Source organism: Lactobacillus sp. ESL0263 (assembly GCF_003692845.1).
GTDB classification, from domain to species: domain Bacteria; phylum Bacillota; class Bacilli; order Lactobacillales; family Lactobacillaceae; genus Lactobacillus; species Lactobacillus apis.
Genome location: NZ_REHL01000005.1, coordinates 12,947 through 35,996, shown reverse-complemented (window position 1 = coordinate 35,996; position 23,050 = coordinate 12,947). Strand labels below are relative to the sequence as shown.

General features: G+C 37.4%; 30 protein-coding genes, 1 other RNA gene and 1 other annotated feature. Of the genes, 29 read left to right on the top strand and 2 right to left on the bottom strand.

The features are described from left to right. The first annotated feature begins 12 nt into the window (after positions 1–12). The 22 genes from phoU (at position 13) to tsaD (ending at position 15,180) form a co-directional block, all read left to right on the top strand. Positions 13–741 carry a phosphate signaling complex protein PhoU gene (gene phoU, locus F5ESL0263_RS06180; protein WP_122035686.1) on the top strand — a complete coding sequence of 243 codons (729 nt, stop codon included), beginning with the start codon at positions 13–15 and terminating at the stop codon, positions 739–741. A 79-nt stretch (positions 742–820) separates the two neighbouring features. Continuing rightward, positions 821–945: a sequence feature (ribosomal protein L10 leader region), on the top strand. Between the two features lie 35 nt (positions 946–980). Next, complete coding sequence (gene rplJ / locus F5ESL0263_RS06175) at positions 981–1,490, top strand: 50S ribosomal protein L10 (RefSeq protein WP_122035684.1); 510 nt, start codon at positions 981–983, stop codon at positions 1,488–1,490. A 48-nt stretch (positions 1,491–1,538) separates the two neighbouring features. Further along, entirely contained in the window at positions 1,539–1,904 is a 366-nt protein-coding gene (gene rplL / locus F5ESL0263_RS06170; protein ID WP_122035682.1) for a 50S ribosomal protein L7/L12, read from the top strand. 250 nt (positions 1,905–2,154) lie between these two features. Next, positions 2,155–3,105, top strand: coding sequence for an SLAP domain-containing protein (locus F5ESL0263_RS06165; protein WP_122035680.1), 951 nt, complete (start codon positions 2,155–2,157; stop codon positions 3,103–3,105). A gap of 119 nt (positions 3,106–3,224) precedes the next feature. Next, a complete protein-coding gene (locus tag F5ESL0263_RS06160; RefSeq protein WP_122035678.1) occupies positions 3,225–3,842 on the top strand; it encodes a hypothetical protein in 618 nt (205 codons plus the stop codon). Between the two features lie 179 nt (positions 3,843–4,021). Beyond that, positions 4,022–4,642: a class I SAM-dependent methyltransferase gene (locus F5ESL0263_RS06155; RefSeq protein ID WP_122035676.1), complete on the top strand. Its 621-nt coding sequence runs from the start codon at positions 4,022–4,024 to the stop codon at positions 4,640–4,642. Beyond that, complete coding sequence (tadA, locus tag F5ESL0263_RS06150) at positions 4,642–5,160, top strand: tRNA adenosine(34) deaminase TadA (protein WP_122035674.1); 519 nt, start codon at positions 4,642–4,644, stop codon at positions 5,158–5,160. Before F5ESL0263_RS06155 ends, tadA begins: the two co-directional genes overlap by 1 nt. A gap of 25 nt (positions 5,161–5,185) precedes the next feature. Continuing rightward, positions 5,186–5,285, top strand: an RNA gene (ffs, locus tag F5ESL0263_RS06145) — signal recognition particle sRNA small type. Positions 5,286–5,339: 54 nt separating this feature from the next. Next, on the top strand, positions 5,340–7,163 hold the full coding sequence (dnaX, locus tag F5ESL0263_RS06140; protein WP_122035672.1) for a DNA polymerase III subunit gamma/tau: 1,824 nt from the start codon (positions 5,340–5,342) through the stop codon (positions 7,161–7,163). 19 nt (positions 7,164–7,182) lie between these two features. Next, positions 7,183–7,512, top strand: coding sequence for a YbaB/EbfC family nucleoid-associated protein (locus tag F5ESL0263_RS06135; protein WP_074426283.1), 330 nt, complete (start codon positions 7,183–7,185; stop codon positions 7,510–7,512). Next, positions 7,513–8,112, top strand: coding sequence for a recombination mediator RecR (gene recR, locus F5ESL0263_RS06130; RefSeq protein WP_074426282.1), 600 nt, complete (start codon positions 7,513–7,515; stop codon positions 8,110–8,112). Further along, positions 8,112–8,342, top strand: a complete 231-nt coding sequence (locus F5ESL0263_RS06125; protein ID WP_109715716.1) for a YaaL family protein — start codon at positions 8,112–8,114, stop codon at positions 8,340–8,342. The genes recR and F5ESL0263_RS06125 overlap by 1 nt, the downstream gene beginning before the upstream one ends. 102 nt (positions 8,343–8,444) lie before the next feature. Then, positions 8,445–9,092, top strand: a complete 648-nt coding sequence (gene tmk / locus F5ESL0263_RS06120; protein ID WP_122035670.1) for a dTMP kinase — start codon at positions 8,445–8,447, stop codon at positions 9,090–9,092. Positions 9,093–9,097: 5 nt separating this feature from the next. Next, a complete protein-coding gene (locus F5ESL0263_RS06115; protein ID WP_046307408.1) occupies positions 9,098–9,421 on the top strand; it encodes a cyclic-di-AMP receptor in 324 nt (107 codons plus the stop codon). Next, entirely contained in the window at positions 9,421–10,281 is an 861-nt protein-coding gene (locus F5ESL0263_RS06110; RefSeq protein WP_122035668.1) for a DNA polymerase III subunit delta', read from the top strand. The genes F5ESL0263_RS06115 and F5ESL0263_RS06110 overlap by 1 nt, the downstream gene beginning before the upstream one ends. A gap of 8 nt (positions 10,282–10,289) precedes the next feature. After that, positions 10,290–10,628, top strand: a complete 339-nt coding sequence (yabA, locus tag F5ESL0263_RS06105; RefSeq protein ID WP_046307404.1) for a DNA replication initiation control protein YabA — start codon at positions 10,290–10,292, stop codon at positions 10,626–10,628. A 13-nt stretch (positions 10,629–10,641) separates the two neighbouring features. Further along, on the top strand, positions 10,642–11,496 hold the full coding sequence (rsmI, locus tag F5ESL0263_RS06100; protein WP_122035666.1) for a 16S rRNA (cytidine(1402)-2'-O)-methyltransferase: 855 nt from the start codon (positions 10,642–10,644) through the stop codon (positions 11,494–11,496). A 9-nt stretch (positions 11,497–11,505) separates the two neighbouring features. Continuing rightward, positions 11,506–12,243 (top strand): acyl-[acyl-carrier-protein] thioesterase, encoded by a 738-nt coding sequence (locus tag F5ESL0263_RS06095; RefSeq protein ID WP_046307402.1) that lies wholly within the window; start codon positions 11,506–11,508, stop codon positions 12,241–12,243. Positions 12,244–12,296: 53 nt separating this feature from the next. Beyond that, positions 12,297–12,815: a folate family ECF transporter S component gene (locus F5ESL0263_RS06090; protein WP_122035664.1), complete on the top strand. Its 519-nt coding sequence runs from the start codon at positions 12,297–12,299 to the stop codon at positions 12,813–12,815. Between the two features lie 26 nt (positions 12,816–12,841). Further along, complete coding sequence (gene tsaB / locus F5ESL0263_RS06085) at positions 12,842–13,582, top strand: tRNA (adenosine(37)-N6)-threonylcarbamoyltransferase complex dimerization subunit type 1 TsaB (protein ID WP_122035662.1); 741 nt, start codon at positions 12,842–12,844, stop codon at positions 13,580–13,582. Then, positions 13,566–14,138 carry a ribosomal protein S18-alanine N-acetyltransferase gene (gene rimI, locus F5ESL0263_RS06080; RefSeq protein ID WP_233558463.1) on the top strand — a complete coding sequence of 191 codons (573 nt, stop codon included), beginning with the start codon at positions 13,566–13,568 and terminating at the stop codon, positions 14,136–14,138. Before tsaB ends, rimI begins: the two co-directional genes overlap by 17 nt. Next, entirely contained in the window at positions 14,131–15,180 is a 1,050-nt protein-coding gene (gene tsaD, locus F5ESL0263_RS06075; RefSeq protein WP_122035659.1) for a tRNA (adenosine(37)-N6)-threonylcarbamoyltransferase complex transferase subunit TsaD, read from the top strand. Before rimI ends, tsaD begins: the two co-directional genes overlap by 8 nt. Positions 15,181–15,223: 43 nt before the next feature. Here the strand turns inward: tsaD and F5ESL0263_RS06070 are convergent, their stop codons facing one another. Further along, positions 15,224–15,628 (bottom strand): GNAT family N-acetyltransferase, encoded by a 405-nt coding sequence (locus F5ESL0263_RS06070; RefSeq protein WP_122035657.1) that lies wholly within the window; start codon positions 15,626–15,628, stop codon positions 15,224–15,226. A 209-nt stretch (positions 15,629–15,837) separates the two neighbouring features. Between F5ESL0263_RS06070 and F5ESL0263_RS06065 the strand changes: the two genes are divergently transcribed. Continuing rightward, positions 15,838–16,707: a PhzF family phenazine biosynthesis protein gene (locus tag F5ESL0263_RS06065; protein ID WP_122035655.1), complete on the top strand. Its 870-nt coding sequence runs from the start codon at positions 15,838–15,840 to the stop codon at positions 16,705–16,707. 36 nt (positions 16,708–16,743) lie between these two features. On the opposite strand, the gene F5ESL0263_RS06060 is transcribed toward F5ESL0263_RS06065, so the two are convergent. After that, complete coding sequence (locus tag F5ESL0263_RS06060) at positions 16,744–18,675, bottom strand: ABC-F family ATP-binding cassette domain-containing protein (RefSeq protein WP_122035653.1); 1,932 nt, start codon at positions 18,673–18,675, stop codon at positions 16,744–16,746. A 301-nt stretch (positions 18,676–18,976) separates the two neighbouring features. On the opposite strand from F5ESL0263_RS06060, the gene F5ESL0263_RS06055 reads away from it, so the two are divergent. The 6 genes from F5ESL0263_RS06055 to pcp all read left to right on the top strand — a co-directional run bounded on the left by F5ESL0263_RS06055 (position 18,977) and on the right by pcp (position 23,001). Further along, complete coding sequence (locus F5ESL0263_RS06055; protein ID WP_074426268.1) at positions 18,977–19,621, top strand: redox-sensing transcriptional repressor Rex; 645 nt, start codon at positions 18,977–18,979, stop codon at positions 19,619–19,621. 178 nt (positions 19,622–19,799) lie between these two features. Then, positions 19,800–20,084 (top strand): co-chaperone GroES, encoded by a 285-nt coding sequence (groES, locus tag F5ESL0263_RS06050; protein ID WP_046307385.1) that lies wholly within the window; start codon positions 19,800–19,802, stop codon positions 20,082–20,084. 17 nt (positions 20,085–20,101) lie between these two features. Next, on the top strand, positions 20,102–21,730 hold the full coding sequence (gene groL / locus F5ESL0263_RS06045) for a chaperonin GroEL (RefSeq protein WP_109715704.1): 1,629 nt from the start codon (positions 20,102–20,104) through the stop codon (positions 21,728–21,730). Positions 21,731–21,901: 171 nt separating this feature from the next. Continuing rightward, positions 21,902–22,171 carry a 5-oxoproline transporter, DUF979 family subunit gene (locus tag F5ESL0263_RS08775; RefSeq protein WP_370448854.1) on the top strand — a complete coding sequence of 90 codons (270 nt, stop codon included), beginning with the start codon at positions 21,902–21,904 and terminating at the stop codon, positions 22,169–22,171. 59 nt (positions 22,172–22,230) lie between these two features. Then, positions 22,231–22,332, top strand: coding sequence for a 5-oxoproline transporter, DUF979 family subunit (locus tag F5ESL0263_RS08770; protein ID WP_370448853.1), 102 nt, complete (start codon positions 22,231–22,233; stop codon positions 22,330–22,332). A 21-nt stretch (positions 22,333–22,353) separates the two neighbouring features. After that, positions 22,354–23,001 (top strand): pyroglutamyl-peptidase I, encoded by a 648-nt coding sequence (gene pcp / locus F5ESL0263_RS06035; RefSeq protein ID WP_122035651.1) that lies wholly within the window; start codon positions 22,354–22,356, stop codon positions 22,999–23,001. The last annotated feature ends 49 nt before the right edge of the window (positions 23,002–23,050 follow it).

The window sequence follows — 23,050 nt, the reverse complement described above, 5'->3', positions numbered from 1 at the left end:
TGGAGGTGGATCATGCACGAAATATTTTTGGATGAACTGAAAAAGTTAAATACACAATTTATGGAAATGGGAGTCCAAGTCAATGAATTAATTGACAAGGGTACTCGTTCATTTGTTGACCATAATAAAAAGATGGCTCAAGAAATGATTGAACAAGATAAGGTTGTTGCTAAAGAAGCAATTACAATCGAAAAAAAGGCACTTGACCTGATGGCATTGCAACAACCAGTTGCGACTGACTTCCGTGTGGTAATCAGTATTTTAAAAGCAACTACTGACTTAGAGCGAATTGGTGAAAATGCCAATAGTATTGCCGTTGAAACAGTTAGAGTGAAGGGTAATCCTCGTATTCCTGATGTTGAGGAAATCATTTCACGTATGACACACCAAGTACGTACGATGTTAATCAAAGTATTGACCGCATATGTTCAAGACGATGAGAAGACCGCTCGTGAAATGCTTGATGGCCATGCAGATGTTCACTATGACTACCGCAAGGCTAGAAAAATGATCATTGATGGTGTCAAAAAGGACCCTAATGTTGCCGTTGCTTCAGCAAGTTACTTTGTCATCATTCGTTTGTTAGAGCGAATCAGTGATCACATTGTTAACTTAGCAAGCTGGGTTATTTACAAGTCTTCCGGTGATTTATTTGAATTAATCAATTCAGAGAAGGAAACTTCTGAAAAGGAAACTAAGGAAGAAGCTCCAAAGAAGAGCAAAAAAACTAAAAAGAAATAAAATTTAAAAGGAACTATTCCAGTAGTTCCTTTTTATTAGCAAAATTATTGCTTGCATTTAAAAAGTAACCCTGCTATAGTTAATAAAGTGAATTCTACCTAAGACTCGGGTGGCTAACGCCTCAATATCCCGCCGAGGCCAGAAGATTATGAAGATTTCAAATGCTCCATGTCTTTGTTGGCATGGAGTTTTTTAAGGCCTTATAGAATTTATCAAAAAATTAATGGAGGTGAATTCGATTGAGTAAAGCTGCTATTGCTGAAAAAGAAAAGTTCGTTGATGCGTTTGCTGAAGATCTTAAAGCTGCAAAAGCTATCTTGGTAATTAATTACCTTGGTTTAACTGTTGAAGAAGTTACTAACATGCGTAAGGAACTTCGTGATAACGATGTTAAGATGAAGGTTGTTAAGAACACTTACCTAAGACGTGCTGCCGCTAAGGCTGGCATTGAAGGTCTTGAAGATACTTTTGTTGGACCTACAGCTGTTGTTTATACTGATAACGCTGATGACATCACTGAACCAGCTCGTATTGTTTCAAAATACGAAAATGACTTTGATGTTATTGACATTAAGGGTGGTGTGCTTGAAGGTAAGGTAACTTCTAAGGAAGATATCAAGGCTCTTGCTGCTATTCCAGGACGCGAAGGATTACTATCAATGCTTGTTTCTGTATTACAAGCCCCTGTACGTAACGTCGCTTATGCTATTAACGCTGTTGCTGATTCAAAAGACGAATCTGCTGAATAATATAATGTAATTTATATCTAATAAAAATATTTCGGAGGATATATAAATATGGCTTTAGATACTGAAAAGTTTATTGAAGACTTAAAGAGTGCTTCAATTCTTGAATTAAACGACCTTGTAAAGGCTATTGAAGATGAATTTGGCGTTTCTGCTGCTGCACCAGTTGCTGCTGCAGGTGCTGCCGGTGGTGAAGCTGCTGCTAAGTCAAGCTACGATGTTGAATTAACAGAAGCAGGTCAAGAAAAGGTTAAAGTTATTAAGGTTGTTCGTGACCTTACTGGACTTGGCCTTAAGGACTCAAAGGACCTTGTTGATGGTGCTCCTAAGAACGTTAAAGAAGGCGTTTCTGAAGATGAAGCTAACGACATCAAGGCTAAGCTTGAAGAAGTTGGTGCTTCAGTAACTTTGAAATAGTTACAGTCCAACTGGACAAGCTAAATAGAAAAAGCGTAATCCCAATATGTTTGGGGTTGCGCTTTTTTGTTTGTAAAAATATAAACTTTTATAATTAGGATTATCTACTCAGCTTAATTTTTAAAATAATTAATCATAATCATTAGTTTGTAATATAATTGGATTTATAGTAAAAGTATACAAAGCAGTTAGTGTATTTGTATTTACTAGGAGTTTTTTTATTAAAAATAATCAAGAATGGAGAAAACTAATGAGAAAAAGTAAATGTCGCCAAGCTTTAACAGCACTTGTGGCAATTACAAGTTTGGGAAGCTGCCTAGCATTAAATGCAGAGCCTTCAGAAGCTAAAAAGGTAACTGGTAGAACTGAGCTAACTGTTCCGGCCGCAAAGATAGGCCGTATTACCAAAAAGACAAGTTTGTATAATGGAAAAGGCCGCAAAATAAAAAAATCAACCTTAAAAAAGGGTGAAAAATTAGCTTTAGTTGGTAAAGTAAAGATTAATAAGAAGAAGTACTATAGGGTTGGCTACAATAAATATGTTTTAGCTAAGTATGTAACTATTATCAAGCCAACACCACAACAAGATACTACCAACCCAAGTACAAGCACACCTGTAACACCAACTACGCCAAATACCAATAAGACCCCGAAAACACCTACTACACCAAATACTAATGCGACATCAGAAACGCCAAAAACACCAAGTAAGTCTAAGGATGATGCGGTAAGCAATTTTTCAATTTCTGATTTTAGAAAAGCATTTTTGGATGGTTTAAATGCTGAAAGGGCAGATCGCGGTCTTTCACCAGTAACAGAAGATTCTCACTACGATGAAGTAGTTCAGGAACGAACAAAGCTGTTGCCAAATAATTTTTCTCACTTTGACTCAAACAATAAGTTCATTCTTGAAAAATTCTTTGAAGATGCAAATATTAAAAGTGCAAGTGTTGCAGAATGTATCGCAATGTTTCCATGGGGCTTCAGTGTTGACCATTCTACTAATGACCTAGTCCCTGCAAAGAATGCTTCAAGTGCTTTGGTTGCTCAAGGGATGCTCTACGAATATATTTATAACGATGCAGCTTCAAACTGGGGTCACCGTGATATCTTGCTAAATCCAAAAGACAAGACAATTGGTTTGGGTGCAGTTATCGGACAAAGTGATCAAATTTTTTCATCTGTAGGAGTTACTTATTAAATAAGTCAATATAGGGACAAACTAAGGTTAGTTTATCCCTTTTTGCTTAAGCAATAATGTAATATGACTTTTTATATTCGTATTCAAAGTCAATCAAGCCACAAGAAAAGGAGACTTAAGTGGGGAAAATACGAAGTAAGCAAGTTAGAATAGTGTTATTTTTTATCATATTATTATCATGTTTTTGTCTAACTTCAGTGACTACAACTACTGAGGTTCATGCGGACAAGATAGATCTTAAGGGTAATTATTTATACGATCGGGATGGTGTAAAGCATAAAATTCCAATTAGTAAAAAAGGTAATCATACTAAAGCTGCAGAGAAAGTTGCTAATTTAATTGTCAAATGTGTTGATAATCGTCCTGGAGATACTGATCTTTACCGGGTTGATATGGCTGCATATTATGTTAGTCTATTTGCTAATCGCGATAATTACACAATGCAAGGACCGTATTATAATAAGGCCTACGGTGTTTTTATTGCAAAAGAATATTCATGTGCTGGAACCGCTGATGCAATGAAAATGGTTTTAACTAAAATGGGCTTTAAAGCTAAACATGTTAATAAAAACAAATATAAGCATCAGTGGTGTACATTAACTATGGATGGACAAAAAGGATATGCAGATGGTCAGGCAGGTTATGCTGCATACGGACGATATTTCACTAAAAAGAATCAAATTATTTTAGTTCCAATGGATACGATTTTTTCGAAAAAATCAAACGGTGAGATATAGCACTATTCAGGTTGCATTTGTAGATTGTTGGTATAACTAAGCCTTTTTTAGGTATTGAAATCTAATAAAAATACCTCTAAGTAATGAAGTGGATTTTTTGTTCTTTCTAATTTGCAAAAGTGAAATGGTTCGTTAAAATTATTTACAGTAAAACTGTTTAAAAAAGAAACGAGTAAATAATGAGTGACCAAGAAAATCAAATGTATTATGCTGCTAATCCTACAGCTAAACATGATGAGCATATAATTGATTATCATATAAACAATATTGATCTAAAATTTACAACAGATGCAGGCGTTTTTTCAAAAATGCGTGTAGATTATGGCTCAGGCGTTTTAATCAAGCAAATGGCTGAAGTTGATTTTCCAAGTAGTAACATCTTAGACGTTGGTGCTGGCTATGGTCCGATTGGCCTCTTTGCGGCCAAGTTTTGGCCTGAGCAAACTGTTGATTTAGTTGATGTAAATGAACGTGGTCTTAACTTGGCAGCCCAAAATGCCGAAGTAAATGGCATTACTAATGTTAATATCTACAAATCGGACGTGTATGATGAAGTTCCGAGTGAACGGAAATTTGGTTTGATTGTTACCAATCCTCCAATTCGGGCAGGGAAAAAGGTTGTTTCAAGTATTTTAGCTGGTGCAAAGGACCATTTAGTTGAAGATGGTGTTTTACTGGTCGTTATCCAGAAAAAACAGGGAGAACCGAGCGCACGTAAGCTGCTGAAAGAAACCTTTGGCAACTGCACAATTCTAATTCGTGATAAGGGTTACTACGTTTTGCAGGCGGTGAACTCCTAATGTCTTTTTCAAGTGAAGAAAAGAAAAAATACATGCAATTAGCTTTTGAACAGGCTCGAAAAGCTGAGGCAAAAGGAGAAGTTCCGATTGGTGCAATTTTGGTTGACCCTGAAGGACAGGTAATTGGTGAAGGTTATAATCGTAGAGAACTTGATCAAGATGCAACGCAGCATGCTGAAATGATGGCAATCCGGCAAGGATGTGAAAAACTAAAAACTTGGCGTCTACTTGATTGCAGTCTTTTTATAACTTTGGAACCATGCCCAATGTGTGCAGGGGCAATCATTAATTCTAGAATAAAAAACGTCTTCTATGGTGCGCTTGATCCTAAGGCAGGTGCAGCTGGTAGCGTAGTTAACTTGTTTGAAGTGAGCAAGTTTAATCATCATCCCAACGTAATTCGAGGCTTATACCGAGATGAAGCAAGTCAGATGCTTAAATCTTTTTTTAGGGAGATCAGAAACAAGCAAAAAGAAGCTAAAAAGGGAATGGAAAATAGCAAAAATTCTGTAAATTAGTGGAAAAAAATCTCAAAGTACGTTAGTATATCTATTGGGCAATGTTTGGCTTCCAAAGCGTGTCAGGACCGGAAGGTAGCAGCACTAAGGTCGTTCAGGCATGTGCCTTTTATTAGACATTAACAAACTCTTAACTCTTTCGAAGAGTTAAGAGTTTTTTACTAGAGAAAGATAAATCAATGGCTTATCAAGCGTTATACCGCAAATGGCGACCACGCACTTTTGACAGTGTTATTGGTCAAGAAGATATTACGAATACTTTGAAAAATGCGATTAAGCGCGGCACGATTTCACATGCTTTTTTATTTGCAGGACCGCGCGGTACAGGTAAGACTTCGTGTGCCAAGATTTTTGCCAAGGCACTCAACTGTACTAACCTTCAAGACGGCGAACCATGCAATGAGTGTGAAAATTGTCTTGCTGCTGATAAGGGTGCGATGGCTGATATCATGGAAATTGATGCGGCCTCGAATAATGGAGTCGATGAAATCCGTGAGATACGTGATAAGGTTAAATATGCACCGACTCAGGGAAAATACAAAGTCTACATTATCGATGAGGTTCATATGCTTTCAATGGGGGCATTTAATGCTCTATTGAAGACTTTGGAAGAGCCACCTGAGCATGTTGTCTTTATTTTAGCGACTACTGAATTACAAAAAGTCCCAGCTACAATTATTTCTCGAACGCAGCGCTATAACTTTAAGCGAATTTCGCAAGCTGACCTTGAAAAGAGGATGAAGTATATCCTTGATCAAGAAAATATCAAATATGATGATAAAGCACTTGCTGTAATCGCGGAAGTAGCTGACGGTGGGATGAGGGATGCTCTTAGTATCCTTGATCAATTGCTCAGTTATGAAAATGATTCGGTTGATTATGATGCGGCACTTGAAATCACTGGTTTTGCTGCCAAAGAAAAAATTGAACAGATTTTATTAGCAATTTTAAATAAAGACGCAAGCCAAGCTCTTTTTTTAGCCCAGACAGAATTGCAGAATGGTGCGAGCTCAAAAAATATATTAGATGAGTTAATTGATATGGCCACGAACGCTTTGATTTTGCTAAAAGCTGGTGGTGAAAATAAAAGTAACTTTTTAAGTCATGATTTCGTTGAGCAGATTAAGGATATTCCTGAACAACGCTACTTTAATTTAATTGCATCTGCCAACACTGCGCTAAATGATTTGCGGTATACTAATCAGCAGCAAATTCCCTTAGAGGTCTTCTTGGTTGAAAGTACCAATCAGGAAGTAGCGCCAACCACTGCAGCCGCGCCAGCTACTTCTCCAGTAGTAGAAAAGCAGGCAGCTGATGGTCAAGAACTGCAAGCTGAAGTAACTGCGCTTAAAAAGCAAGTGGTTGAATTAACTGAAAAAATTGCTAAGCTTGGTAAAACGCAAAATGTAAACAGCGACCGCATTTTCCACCTTGATACTGAAATATCAAATGTAGGTAAAATGTCCCAACCTTCTGAAGAAGCTGCTAAACCTAAAAATCATAAAAAGAAGGTTCGCAACGATCAACACGCAGACGAGCAGAATCGCAAACAGGTCTATCATGTTTTGGAAAATGCTACTAAAAAAGATCTACAAGCAATCAAAGATGTATGGCCAGATTTGCAATCTGTTTTAGCTGTTTCTCAGCGAGCACTTCTTGATGTGCTTGAGCCTGTGGCGGCTAGTCCGGATCAGGTAGTGATGAAATGCAAATATGCGCTTTGGTTTGAAAAAGCTAGCTCTGATGATGATCTGCTTGATATTTTGACTGATCAGATTGCAAAATTTACTAAGCATGAGTACCAAATTGTGCTTGTTCCGGATAAGGACTGGTTCACAGTTCGGAAGGAATTTTTACAGTCGCACAGGGATGAACTACTTAAACGGCAGAAAAAATCTGGTATTGAAGAGCCGGAGGCAGAGGAACCAGTGCAAGAGAATAATGATGAAGTTGTTCAAAAAGCGAAAGACTTATTTGGTGACGTTGTTAATATTAAGGATTAAAATTTAAAGGAGAAAAATAATGAGTAAAAGACCTAATTTTGGTGGTATGGGCGGCATGAACATGCAACAAATGATGAAACAAGCTAAAAAGTTGCAAGAGCAGATGGCCCAAGAGCAACAAACTATCACTGCCCAAGAATTCGTAGGAAAGTCTGCAGATGATATGGTAGTTGCAACCTTTAGTGGTGACCGTAAATTGAAGGATATTAGCATTAATAAGGATGCAATTGATCCTGATGATCCGGATATGTTGCAGGATTTGATTATTGATGCTGTTAATAAAGGCTTATCAGAAATTGATGAAGCGACACAACAAAGTTTAGGTAAATATACGAAGGGTATGATTTAATTGCAATATCCAGCACCAATTGCACATTTGATAGATTCTTATATGAAATTACCTGGAATTGGTGAAAAAACAGCAACCAGGTTAGCTTTTTATACCTTAGATATGCCTGATGAAGATGTTCATGACTTTAGCACTGCTTTAAATGAAGTAAAAGAAAAACTTCATCGCTGTTCAATTTGTGGCAATATTACCGAGCAAGATCCATGTACAATTTGTAGTGATCCAAACCGTGAGCAATCAACAATTATGGTGGTTGAGCAACCCAAAGATGTAATGGCATTTGAAGAAATGGGTGAATATAACGGTTTGTACCATGTTCTGCATGGGATTTTGTCGCCAATGGATGGCATTGGACCTGAAGAAATCAACATCAAATCTTTGATTGTTCGTTTGCAAAAACAGGAGCAAGTTAAAGAAGTGATCTTGGCATTAAACTCAACGCCGGAAGGCGAGTCCACTGCAATGTATATTAGTAAATTAATTAAACCATCTGGTATCAAAGTCACACGCTTAGCAGCCGGCTTGGCAGTTGGTAGTGATATTGAATATGCAAATGCAATTACTCTAAAAAGAGCAGTGCAGGGGAGAACTTCAATCTAATGGCACACGATAAGATTAAAAAACTAGGCGATCAGCGGCTGATCGCTACAATTGAAACACTACAAGAAGAAATTGCGATTCAAAAAAGTCTAGATCCAACTACCCTTGACATGTCAGAAGACAATATCATTGTAGGTAAAATATTGCAGGCCAAGTATTCTTTTTTATATGATGAAGCTCGTCACCGACATACAAGATTTAGTGGTTTTACAAATGCAATTTCAGAATAAAAAAGCTCTAATTTAAGGGCTTTTTTATTTTTACTAAAATTAAAGGACCTTGGGGTGTTAATATAAGACAATCTCTTGTAAAATAGACTCATGGAGAGTTTTATGAATAGCTATTTTATCAGTTTCGAAGGGCCTGATGGGTCCGGTAAAAGCACGGTTTTAGAACAAGTGGTTGCCCAAATTGCACCGCTGCTCAAAACACAATATCTAGTAACGCGCGAACCAGGAGGTTCAGTAATCGCTGAAAAAATTCGGCAGCTTATTTTGGATCCGACTAATGAAAAAATGAGTGCAAAAACTGAAGCACTATTATATGCAGCTGCTCGTAGCCAGCATATGAGTGAAACAGTAATTCCAGCACTTAAAGCAGGTAAAGTAATTTTTTCTGATCGCTTTGTCGATAGTTCATTGGCATACCAAGGTGCAGGACGTGATCTTGGAATCGATGCAGTTAAGCAAATTAATAATTTTGCAACTAATGGCATTGAACCGAATCTAACTCTTTTCTTAGATGTTAAGCCTGAGGTTGGTCTTGCACGAATTGAACGTGCTCGCGCGGGTCAGGAAGACCGTTTGGAACAGGAAAAATTAGCCTTTCATCAAAAGGTTTATGAAGGTTATCTTGAAGTTAACCGTAAACATCCAGAGCGAATTGCCATTGTCGATGGAGATCGACCGGTTAATCGAGTAGTAGAAGACTGTGTTAATATTATTAAAAAACGGATACCAAAAGATTTGCTAAAGGACTGATTTGAATGAAATTAATAATTGCAATTGTTCAAAGAGAAGATGCTAGCCGGCTGCAACATGCTTTTGCTAAAGAAAACATTCGTGCAACTAAGTTGGCGACAACTGGTGGCTTTTTAAGTGAAGGTAATACAACTTTCTTAATCGGAATTGATGAAAAACACGTCAAGAAAGTGATGCGCTTAATTCAAGGCGAATCACAAGGACGTGAAGAGTATATGAATCCTAATTTATCAATGACTGGATTTGATGTTAGCAGTCAACCAGTAAAAATTACAGTTGGCGGTGCAACATGCTTTGTACTACCTGTAGAAGAATTTAAGCAATTTTAATGAAAATCGAACTAGCAAAAAGAGGCAAGAAACAAGCTCAGTTTTTACAACATGCTTATGAAGAAAACAAGTTGGCTCATAGCTATTTATTTGTCGATGCAAATGAAAAGCAAGCCTTAAATACGGCATATTGGCTAGCGTGTTTATTCAATTGTACAGGTGAACAAAAACCGGACGGTACTTGTCAAAATTGTCGCCAAATTATCTCTGAAAATAATCCAGATGTGTTGTTAGTTACACCTGAAAATAAACAGAGTTTAGGAATCGATCAGGTTCGAATACTAAAAGAAGAATTAGCAAAGAGCCCAGTTCAAAGTAGCACGCGTTTTTTCATCATTGATGAGGCACAAAAGCTGACTCTAGCTGCAGCTAATGCACTTCTTAACTTGTTAGAGGAACCGGTCGCTCCAGTGGTTACAATTTTGATTACTAATAATACGGATCAAATTTTACCAACAATTCGTTCGCGTACCCAGATTGTTAATTTTACTGATGGCAAGAAACCTGATAATAAAACGACACTTTTGTTGGAAAATGGTTTTAGCCAAGATGAGATTGATGAATTAGGTAATACTAGTAGTCTTGATCAGGCAATCAAGTATTTTTATCAAGAAATGCTTGAGCACAATTCATTGGCATTGGTAAGTGCGCATAAATTGGCTGAATTGGCTAAAGGCAAGTCCGAGCAAAATTACTTGCTGGTTATGCTAAAGCAAATGGCACAAAGAGATTTAAATAGTGGTAATCAACAGGCTGGTGCAAGAATGCTGAAGTACTTGGTGGAAATTGACAAAATGCAATATAGCAATGTTAGTTTTCGTAATCTTCTTGATTATCTTGCTTTGCAGTGGAAAAGGTAGGTGTTTTTATGGTTGATTCTTATTCAAAATTAGAGCAGCTCCATGAATCGATGGTTAGTATGACTAAAACCATTGAAAGCTTGGAAAATAGTATCTTGGATACACTTAGAGAAAATACAGAACTTAAAGTCGAAAATCAGTTGTTGCGTGAAAAAATGGATAAGATGAGCAATGCCCATAACAACACGATTAAGACGCAAAGTGGTCTTGAATCTTTACGCAAAATATACAATTCAGGTTATCACATCTGCAATATGTACTATGGTTCTCATCGTGACCCTAGTTCGGATTGCATGTTTTGCTTAGATATTTTAGACAATTTTGGTGAAAAGAAGAAAAAACATTAAGGACTTGAGATAGATGCAGCGGCAAAGTAGCTATGCGACAGACAAGGGTAAACTTTATTTAGTACCAACTCCGATTGGTAATTTAGAAGATATAACCATTCGGGCCAAAAAAGTTTTACAGAGCGCGGATTATATTGCAGCCGAAGACACACGAACAAGTGGGATTTTATTGGAAAAGATTGGCGTTCATAATCACATGCTGTCTTTTCATAAATATAATTCTAAACAACGTGCTCCGGAACTAATTAAACTAATGCAAGAAGGAGCTGTAATTGCTGAAATCAGTGATGCTGGTATGCCAGTTATTTCTGATCCTGGTTATGAATTGGTGCAGGAATGTATCAAAAACGATATTCCAGTTGTACCACTTCCAGGAGCTTCTGCCTTTACGACAGCCCTAATTGCTTCAGGTTTTGATGCGCAACCTTTCACTTACTACGGCTTTTTACCACGAAAAGCTGGCGAGCAGAAGCCGTTTTTTGAACAAATGAATGAGGCAAGAGCAACGTCAATTTTTTATGAAGCACCTCATCGCTTGGTTAAAACGCTTAAAAACATGGCAACAGTTTTTGATTCTGACCGACAAATTGTTGCTGCCAGAGAATTAACCAAAATTCATGAAGAATTTGTTCGCGGCACGATTACTGAATTAAATGATTATTTTGAGGAGAATGCTCCGCGAGGCGAATTTGTAATATTGGTATCACCAAATGCCAAAGAGCAAGAGCAACTTTCCTGGGATGAATTAATTGCATTAGTTGATCAGCGTGTACAGCTTGGCGATAGTAAGAAAATTGCAATCAAAGAAGTTGCTCAGGCAAATAATGTCTCGAAGAATGAGTTATATGATCGATATCATCAAAAGTAGGCAAGTAATATGAAATATAGTGAACAACATACAGTAAATTATTATGAATGTGATGAAAACCGGCATTTAAGATTACCAGCAATGATTAACTTGATGATGAGTGTTTCTGAGAATCAACTAGCCGATAGCTCTGGTAGCACCGAAGAGTTGACACGTCGCGGCCTGGGCTGGGTAGTAACACAGTACCATTTAGATGTTAATAGATGGCCTGAACCTGGTGAAGTAATTACTCTAACGACTGAACCAATTGGTTATAACCGGTTCCTGGAGTATCGTGATTACCAATTTACTGATGAAAAGGGCAATACCTTGATTACTGGTAAAAGCGAATGGGTTCTATTTGATTTAAGTAAACGTAAATTGGTTTCAACGGATAAAGAAATGATGGATGATTTAGGCATTCCTTTATTGAAAAAGTTGCCACGTTTTCCACGTTTGAAGCCACAAGATGAATATCAAGATAAGCGTCAATACCGCGTTCGCTATGACGATTTAGATACTAATCATCATATGACAAACGGACACTACTTTAATTGGTTTATTGATACTTTGGATCGTGATTTTCTTAAGACTCATGTTATTAGTGGGATTGATATCAAGTTTAACCTTGAAGTACGCTATTCGCAGACGCCGTTTGCTTGTGTGAAATTGGTTGAAAATGAAGATGAAATTAAGTCATATCACACAATTGCTGATGAAGAACGGAATGATAAAGCCGTTTGTGAACTAACTTGGCGTAAATTATAATATAATTATACGAGGTTATTAAACCAAGTTTATTATGAAAGAAGTGCTGCAAAATGACTACAAAGGAAATGTTTAAGGTTGAATTGCGCGATCTAGTCCTTTTAGGCTTTGTTGTTGCCATCAAAGTTGTTCTTAGTCGCTTTAGTCTTGGAACAACAGTTGTTCATGTTAGTCTAGGTTTTATTGGAAGCGTCATGCTTGGCTATTTATTTGGCCCAGTTTGGGGTGCGATTGGCGGTGGAATTAGTGACTTTGTGTCCTCAGCGCTATTTGGCAACCAAGGGGGCTTTTTTATTGGCTTCACATTAAGTGCAATGATTGGTCCACTTATTTATGGTTTGCTTTTTTATAAGAAACCAGTTAAAATTTGGCGCATTATTCTTGCAACGATTTTGGTCACAGTTGTAGTAAATATTGGATTAAATACCCTATGGGTTCATCTGATGTATGGAATGGATCTAAAGGCAGCTTTAATTCAACGCATCCCTAAAGAGACGATTGTGCCTTGGATCGAAATGGTTGTTACTTACTTTGTTTTACAAGCAATTTCGCGGGTAAAAATTAGAAGATAGTTTTAAAAAGGTAGAAGTAATCTGAAATGAAAATTTTAAGCATATCAACGGCAACTAATGAGTTGAGTGTGGCTTTAATTGAAGATGAACGCTTAATAGTAGAAAAGAATGAATTGGATGAGCGGAACCACAGTGAACATCTCGATCCAATTATTGATGAAATTCTAAACAAAAATAAGCTTAAGTTAAAGGATATTGACCGTTTTGCAGTCGCAATTGGTCCAGGTTCATACACAGGTCTACGTATCGGTGTCACAACAGTGAAAATGTTTGCCAGCATTTTAAATAAAGAAGTAGTTGGCGTTTCAACTTTACAAGCTTTAGCAGCCAGTTGCTCTGAAGAAGATACTTTAGTGGTGGCTGGAATTGATGCAAGAAATGACAACTTCTTTGCAGGAGCATACCTTAATGAAAATGGACAGCCAGTTAATGTCATTCCCGATGGACATTACCACATTGATGTTTTACTTACTGCAATCAACGAGTATTTAAATGATCATAAGCCGAAAAAGCTTCTCTTTATTGGATCTGGTTTTGATAAGCAGATCGAGCAACTTGATACGCTTGAACTGCCATATTCATTTGGCTCTGATGAGCAAAATGCAATTCATGCCGGCTTAATTGGCAAGCTTGCACTCAGTCAGGAACCAGTTGATCCTGACTTATTGTTACCAAACTATTTGAGACGGACACAAGCTGAAGTAGATTGGCATAAAAAGACGGGTAATCCGTTTGGGCCAGATAGTAATTATGTGGAAGAAGTTTAAGCAGCTAGTTACGTTTCCGCATTCAGCAAATGATTCAAGCGATTTTCACTTCAGGCCATTTGCCTTTAAATTGCAGCAAGAAACGCTTCAAGTAATGAAGGCAAAAACTGATGAAATCACTAATCTACTATTACTTGAAGAAAAAGTCTATAATGGTGCGACACCATGGTCAGCCGCAATTTTTCAAGTTGAACTAATTAAAGAGGATTCACTGTATTTAGTGGTTTATCACGGTTCGAGACTAGTGGCAATGATTGGGATGCGCAAGATGAATACTGAAGCCCATGTTACTAACATAATGGTTGATCCGGAGTGGCAACACCAAGGGTTAGGTACATACTTGATGAAACTGATGATTGACTACGCGCAAAAAGCTAACTGCAGTTTTATTAGTTTAGAAGTGCGAATTGACAATGAAAACGCCAAAAAGCTCTATCAGGCTTTAGGCTTTACAGTTAAGTTAGTTCGTCCAAATTATTATCAAGACGTGCATAAAGATGGATTGAATATGGTGCTGGATTTAACAACACAAAAGAAAGGGATTGACTTTGGATAGTAAAAAAGATATCCGTATTTTGGCATATGAAAGCTCATGTGATGAGACTTCAACTTCAGTTGTCAAAAATGGTCGCGAAATTGAAAGTTTAATTGTTGCTACGCAAATTAAAAGCCACCAGCGTTTTGGTGGTGTTGTGCCGGAAGTGGCAAGTCGCCACCATATTGAAGTAATTAGTCAAATTACTAAAGAAGCTTTGGCTGAAGCTAATGCTACTTGGAATGATATTGATGCCATTGCTGTAACTTATGGTCCAGGATTGGTTGGTGCGTTGCTAATTGGTGTTAGTGCTGCTAAAGCTGCTTCAATGGCAACAGGGTTACCTTTGATTGGTGTCGACCATATCATGGGTCATATTATGGCAGCCCAATTAACAGATGAAATTATTTATCCTGCATTGGCACTTCAAGTCTCTGGCGGTCATACTGAAATTGTTCTTTTGAAAGACCCAACTCATTTTAGAATTGTTGGTGACACAAGAGATGACGCTGCAGGGGAAGCATACGACAAGATTGGACGCGTTCTTGGTGTTAATTATCCGGCTGGTAAAACTATTGATGATTGGGCACATCAGGGTAAAGATACATTCAATTTTCCACGTGCAATGATGGAAGACGACGATTATGATTTTTCGTTTTCTGGATTAAAGAGTGCGTTTATTAACACCTGTCACCATGCGGATCAGATTCATCAAGAATTAAATAAATATGATTTGGCGGCTAGTTTTCAAGCTGCGGTGGTTGATGTTTTAGCTCATAAAACAATCAGGGCAATCAAGCAGTATCAACCGAAAACCTTCATTATGGGTGGGGGTGTTGCTGCTAATTTAGGTTTACGTGATCGAATGGAAGCTGAAATTGCTAATCTACCAGAGAATTTAACTCCTAAAGTTATTTTGCCAAGTCTAAAATTATGTGGTGACAATGCAGCAATGATAGGTGCTGCTGCCTATAATCTCTATAACGAAGGTAAATTTTCAGATTTAACTTTAAATGCAGATCCTTCGCTCGAATTACCTTACGCAACAGAAATGTTAAAGTAAAAACAAAAAGACTCAACTTTTAAGGTTGAGTCTTTTTTAATGGTTAATATTCGTGATAAAAAGCAACTAATTCACCTTGATCGCAAGATGTAAAGCCATTTTTTTCATAAAAGGCACGTGTCTTAGGTTCTTCCATTGTCAAAAGCACTTGTTGGCGTATGTGACGAAATTCTTTACATACTTTATTAATCAATGTTGAGCCAATTCCCTGGTTTTGATACGCAGGTAAAACCAGTAAGTCTTGAATATAAATAATAGTCAAGCCATCACCAACGACACGAATTAAGCCGATTAGTTGATCATGATTGAATGCGCCAAGCACATAAAGTGAATTATGGACAGCTTGCTGAAGTAGTTCAGGTTTTTCTGTATATGAAGTCCAGCCTACACTTTGATACAAGTTAATTAGCTGTTTTAGATTAATATTCTTATCGGTTAAAAAATTCATTTTGTCCTCCTTAATTTATTTACAAATTAAAGAGCAATACGTAATTTCTCCATTTCATAACCTCGCTTTTTAATTAATGGTATTAGGTAACCTTCATTTTATGAAAAGTAGGTCTAAAAGACAAGATGCTTGAGAACTTAATTAGCTATTCAGTATTTAAAGTTGAAATGTTAAACTAGTTATTTATAAAACTAGTGGAGGATGTATTTATGCAACACAATTATGTGGCTTTTAGCCAGGCAGATGTTTTTACCCAAATACCTTATCAGGGTAATCCGGTCGCAGTAATTATTGATGGTGACAAGTTTAGCGATGATGAAATGCAAAAAATAGCGAATTGGACCAACCTTTCGGAAACCACATTTTTATGTTCGCCAACGAATCCTGCTGCTGATTATCGTTTACGTATTTTTACCCCTAAAGAAGAGCTATCCTTTGCAGGTCACCCAACGATTGGCTCAGCAAAAGTGGCATTGAATAATGGACTAAAGCCTCAGCATCCTGAATACTTAGTGCAAGAATGTGCTAAAGGATTGGTGCCAGTTTATATGAAGCAAGACAAACTATTCTTTGCCTTACCTGAACCTGAAGTAAAACCAATTCCATCAGATTTATTAGAAGCAATTGCTCAGGCTCTAGGGCTCCCAAATATTCATTCAATTAAGTTAGCTAAGGTAGTTGACGTTGGAGCCGTTTGGTACACTTTATATCTTGATACGGTTGAAACTGTTCTCAGTCTAAATCCAGACGATCGCCAACTAGTGTCATTATTGCCAAAAGGCACCTCAGGTGTAACTGTTTTTGCCTTGACAGATGGAAAAACGGAAGTTGAAGTTCGGTCGTTTGCACCAGCACAGGGTGTGCATGAAGATCCTGTTTGTGGGAGTGGGAATGGTGCAGTAGCAGTTTTGGTTAAAGAAGAGCAGCTATTAGCAAAATCTCACTATCTTGCTAGTCAAGGCCAAAAATGTGGGCGCTCCGGGTTAATTGAAGTTGACTTAGATAATCAGGGTCAAATTCTAATTGGCGGACAAGCTGTTGAGTGTATTAAAGGTCAAATTGCGCTGCCAGAACGGTAAAAAAAGACATTGCAGGTTTATGCAATGTCTTTTAGTTTATTCAAAATCATCTAATGCAGTGAGAGCTGTTTCCCAGTCATCATTTGCCTTGTCTAATTCGGTTTGAATGTCTGTTAATTTTTCTTGAAGTGGTCCAAGCTTATCAAAATTAGTAGCAATTTCAGGGTCAGCCATTTCAGTTTGAATTTCTTCTTGCTGTTTTTCAAGTTGATCGATTTTTGCTTCAGCAGCTTCTACTTCACGTTGCAACTTCCGTTTTTGTGAATCGCGCTGCTTTTGTTCTTGATAAGAAAGCTTATTGGTTGATTCATCAGAAGGATTTTCCATTTCTGTTTCATTTTGCTTAACAGGAGCCGCAACCGCAGTATCTGCCGTTTTAGCTTTTTCGTTAAGGTAATATGTGTAATCACCTTCATAAACTTTGGCATGCTGGTCTTTAACTTCAACGATTTTGTTGGATAATTGATTAATAAAGTAACGGTCATGTGAAACGAACAGTAAGGTGCCATCAAACTTTTGTAAGGCTTGTTCAAGCACTTCCTTAGCTTCTAAGTCTAAGTGGTTAGTAGGCTCATCCATTAGCAGAAAGTTGTTGTGTTCCAGAGACAAGACTGTCAGAGTCAGTCTAGCTTTCTGTCCACCTGAAAGTTGCCCGACTGTCTTATCAATGTCTTTAGCCGTAAAAAGAAAACTTGCTAGAATTGAACGTACATCCCGTTCGGGCATTGTTTTATGGCGATCCCAAATTGTATCAAGCACCGTCTTGGTCGGATCAAGCAGTTGTAATTCTTGATCATAATAACCGATGTCAAGAGAGGCACCATACTTGATCGAACCACCCTTTGGCTTTAATTCCTTCATGACAGTTTTAAGTAGGGTAGATTTACCAACTCCGTTAGGGCCAATTACTGCAACACGATCGCCCTTGTTAACTTGCAAGGAAATATCTTCGACCATGGTTTTTGTTGGATAGCCAATGGTTAAGTCACGTAAAATTAATACTTCTTTTCCGGAAGGGCGTTCACTTCTAAAGTTAATTTGAACCTTGTTTTTATGTTTAGGTGGAGTGATCCGTTCCATTTTTTCTAGTTGCTTACGTCGACTTTGGGCACGCCTAGTGGTTTTAGCTCTGGCAATATTCTTTTGAATGAATTCCTCATCCTTTTTGATTTTTTCTTGTTGTCGCTCGTAAGCCTCTTCTTGCTGCATGTTGCGTAACTCACGCTCAGCAACATAGTTAGAGTAGTTTCCCTTAAAAACAGTTAGTTTACCAAATTGTAATTCAAAAATTTGGTTAGCCAAATGATCTAAAAAGTACTGGTCGTGGGAAACAACCAAGATAGCACCAGAATAGCTCTTTAGATAGGTTTCTAACCAGTCCAAAGTATCTAAATCAAGATAGTTGGTAGGCTCATCGAGCAAAAGTAGGGGTGGCTTACGTAACAACAGTTTAACGAAAGCTAATCTAGTTTTTTCACCACCCGAAAGACTACCAATTGTTTTTGTCCATGTTGATTCAGGAAAATTAAAACCATTTAGAATACTCTTAATATCAGACTGATAAGTGTAACCGCCTTGTTGTTCAAAGTTAAATTGAAGCTGATCATACTGTTTAAGCAGCTGCTTATCTTCGGGATGAGCGGCAATTTTTTCCTGCAGAGTATGAATATTCTGGCTCATTTGAATTAGCGTAGCAAAAACAGTCAACATTTCATCCCAAATGTTGTTTTCTTCGTTTAAGCCATTTTCCTGTGCAATATAGCCAACGTCGATGTCTTTATTAATCGTGAATTCGCCATGTGTAGCTTCTTCTTCACCGGTCATAATTTTTAATAGGGTAGTTTTACCAACCCCATTTGGTCCCACTAGACCAATTCGTGCATTTGAATCAATTGAAAAATTGACGTTCTTAAATAGTGTAGTAGCGCCAAATTGTTTCTCTAAGTTGTGTCCTTGTGCAATTATCATAATTTTTCACCTAAAAACTATTTTAGCATACACTGCAGTGCGATAGTGGACGGATTATTGAAGGGAGGCAAAAACGAAGTTAGTGAAGATCTGGTAATTATCAATTTGTTAAGGAATGTGCAAATGAATTTTTACTAGGTCAAGATTTTTTAAGAGAAAAACTGAAATTAGCCCCTTTTTTATTAATTCAAGATTGTGAAAAAAACATTTGCAAATGCTATCAATTTATAGGTAAAATAATACTAATTGATGAGCTAATTCACAAATAACTCTTAGGCAAAATAAGTTGGAGGCTTTTAAAATGGAAAAAATCAAAATACCGACTGCGACTGCGAAAAGATTACCGTTATATTATCGCTATTTAATTATTTTAAATGAGGCAGGTAAGGAAAAAGTTTCGTCGACTGAATTATCAGAAGCTGTTCAAGTAGATAGTGCTTCAATTAGACGTGACTTTTCATATTTTGGTGCTTTGGGTAAGCGTGGCTATGGATATGATGTAAAGAGTCTGCTTACTTTTTTCAAAAAGATTCTTAATCAAGATACTCTAACTAATGTTGCCTTAGTCGGTGTTGGTAATTTAGGACATGCGCTTCTTAACTATAATTTTAAGCGGAGTAACAATATCCGTATTTCCTGTGCCTTTGATATTGACCCTAAGATTACTGGTAAAATTTTGAGCGGTGTGCCAGTTTACGAGATGAGCGAGTTGAAGAAACAATTAAGTGACCAGCAAATTACTATTGCCATTTTGACTGTTCCATCTGATTCTGCCCAAAGAACTGCTGATGATATGGTAGAGGCTGGCATTAAGGGGATCATGAACTTTACCCCTATTCGCTTATCTGCTCCAACTGGTGTAAGAATTCAGAATGTGGACTTAGCAACTGAACTACAAACATTGATTTACTTCCTTGACTCAGATAAGGGTAAGGATAATCAGTAACAAACCCAATAATATCAACGTTTTAAGCAAATTAGCACTTTGATGAAAAAAGTGCTAATTTTTTCTTGCTTTTTTTTGGAAAAGGGGTTATTATCATATTTGTAAGTTAGCACTTGGGTAATAGGAGTGCTAACCGACAAGTAAATAAAAATGAAATTAAACAATAGGAGGGACAAACGTGTTACAACCAATTGGTGATCGCGTGATCGTAAAAGTTAAAGAAGAAGAAGAAAAAACTGTAGGCGGAATCGTCCTTGCTTCAAATGCAAAAGAAAAGCCAACAGAAGGTGAAGTTGTTGCAGTTGGTGAAGGCAGTTATGCTGACAACGGCGACAAGATTCCAATGTCTGTCAATAAGGGCGACGTTGTTCTTTACGACAAGTATTCTGGCACTAATGTTGAATACGAAGGCGAAAAATTCTTAGTCCTTCATGAAAAAGATATTTTAGCAATTGTTAAGTAATCTAAGGAGCGGATATTATGGCAAAAGACATTAAATTTTCAGAAAAAGCAAGACGTTCCCTATTAAAGGGTGTTGATAAATTAGCTGATACTGTTAAAGCAACTATCGGTCCTAAGGGTAGAAATGTTGTTTTGGAACAATCATACGGCAACCCAGAGATTACTAACGATGGTGTGACAATTGCTAAGTCAATTGAATTAAAAGATCACTACGAAAACATGGGTGCTAAGTTAGTAGCTGAAGCAGCACAAAAGACTAACGATATTGCCGGTGATGGTACTACTACTGCAGTTGTTTTAACTCAAGCAATTATCCGTGAAGGAATGAAGAACGTTACTGCTGGTGCTAACCCTGTAGGTGTTCGTCGTGGTATTGAAAAAGCAACTAACGCAGTTGTTGATGAATTACACAAGATTAGCCACACAGTTTCTTCAAAAGATCAAATTGCTCAAGTTGCTTCAGTTTCTTCAGCTTCAAAAGAAGTTGGTGATTTAATTGCTGACGCAATGGAAAAAGTTGGTAATGACGGTGTTATTACCATTGAAGATTCACGTGGTATCGAAACTGAATTATCTGTTGTTGAAGGTATGCAATTTGACCGTGGTTACTTATCACAATATATGGTAACTGACAACGACAAGATGGAAGCTGACTTAGACAACCCTTACGTTTTGATTACTGACAAGAAGATTTCTAACATTCAAGATATCCTACCTTTGTTGCAAGAAATCGTTCAACAAGGTAAATCATTATTGATTATTGCTGATGACGTTTCTGGTGAAGCTCTTCCAACTTTAGTATTGAACAAGATTCGTGGTACTTTCAATGTTGTAGCTGTTAAGGCTCCTGGTTTTGGTGACCGTCGTAAGGAACAATTACAAGATATTGCTGCTCTTACTGGTGGTACAGTAATTACCGAAGACCTTGGTCTTGAATTAAAGGACACTACAATTGCTCAATTAGGTCAAGCACGTCGTATCACTGTAACTAAGGACTCAACTACTATTGTTGATGGTGCTGGTTCAGAAGATGCTATCAAAGAACGTGAAGATTCAATCAGAAAGCAAATTGCTGATACTACTTCAGACTTTGACAAGAAGAAGTTACAAGAGCGTCTTGCTAAGTTAACTGGTGGTGTAGCTGTTATTCATGTCGGTGCTGCAACTGAAACCGAATTGAAAGAACGTAGATACCGTATTGAAGATGCATTGAACTCAACTCGTGCTGCTGTTGACGAAGGTTACGTAGCAGGTGGTGGTACTGCTTTAGTTGATGTTGAAGATGCAGTTAAGGGCCTTAAGGGTGACAATGCAGATGAACAAACAGGTATCAACATTGTTTTACGTGCTTTAAGTGCTCCAGTTCGCCAAATTGCTGAAAACGCTGGTGAAGATGGTTCAGTTATCTTGAACAAACTTGAGAGTCAAGATCCTGAAGTTGGTTACAACGCAGCTACTGACAAGTGGGAAAACATGGTTGAATCTGGTATTATCGATCCAACTAAGGTTACTCGTACTGCATTACAAAATGCTGCTTCAATTGCTGCTTTATTATTAACTACTGAAGCAGTTGTTGCAGAAATCCCAGAAGACAAGCCTGCAGCTGATCCTAACGCTGCTGGTGCCGGCGCTCCTGGTATGATGTAATAATTATTTTGCTGATTCAAAAGAGTCGTTCAATTGAGCGACTCTTTTTTTATTGCTGAGTTTTAGCTTTTCCTCTTAGCTTTCTCAAAAAGCGTTTATGAGAAAGTTAAAAAAGATAATAATATTAATATGTCTGCTTGTATTATATTTTGTCACAAGAAAGGAAAGCTGATGGGATATTTATGCTTACTTGGCGTTCTAGTGATCGTTGTAGGTTTTATTCTAGGAGTAGACACAGTTGCTGTTGTTGTGATTTCTGCTTTGGTATCAGTCTTAGTATCAAGAATTGATTTTGTTTTTACGAATTTAATGGTGCGTTCGGTTGGATCTGCCGGAATTCTGCCACAATTATTAGCAACATTGGGAACTGTTTTCACTGTCTCTGGTGTTGGTCAAGCAACTTCAAAAGCAATTTCTGGACTATTGGTAACCATCTATTAGGTGTTATTCTATACTGTGTAGCAATAGCAGCAAACTTTAACACTTTGCCGGTTGCATTAATGGAAATGAAAGATCCACTAGGTGTAATCAAACAGCAATATCCAATTGCGTTAATTATGTTGCTTGTTCACATTATCTTGATGTACTTCTTAGCTTTTTAATAGTTAGAAAAGAGAATGAAAATGAAAATTTTAGTAACAGGTTTTGATCCATTTGGTGATGATAAAATAAATCCTGCAATCGAAGCTGTTAAACGGTTAGACGATGAGATTGCTGGTGCAAAAATTATTAAAGTTGAAATACCAACGGTTTTTGGTGATTGTGCTGATGTTGTGCATGATGCGATTGAACAACATCAACCGGATTATGTTTTAAACATTGGTCAAGCTGGCGGCCGTTATGCGCTAACTCCAGAACGAGTTGCGATTAACTTTGATGATGGCAGGATTGCTGACAACAAAGGTTATCAACCGATTGCGACACCAATTCATGAAGATGGTCAGAATGCGTACTTTACCCAATTGCCTGTTAAGGCAATGGTTAAAGCAATCCGTGAAGCTGGAATTCCTGCATTGGTTTCAACAACAGCGGGTACTTTTGTCTGCAACCACATTATGTATCAAGTTCAGTACATGATTGATAAGGAATTTCATGACCTTAAAGCTGGTTTCATGCATATTCCATTTTTACCTGAACAAGTCGTTGCAAGACCTGATACACCAAGCTTAAGTTTGGCTGATGATGTAAGAGGTATTACTGCAGCAATTACTGCTATCGTTGAAATGGACGGCAAAAAAGACCTTCATAGTGTTGAAGGTCACATTGCTTAAGACTTATTAACTAAGTTAGTAAATTGGTTTACAAAATCAAATATTTGTA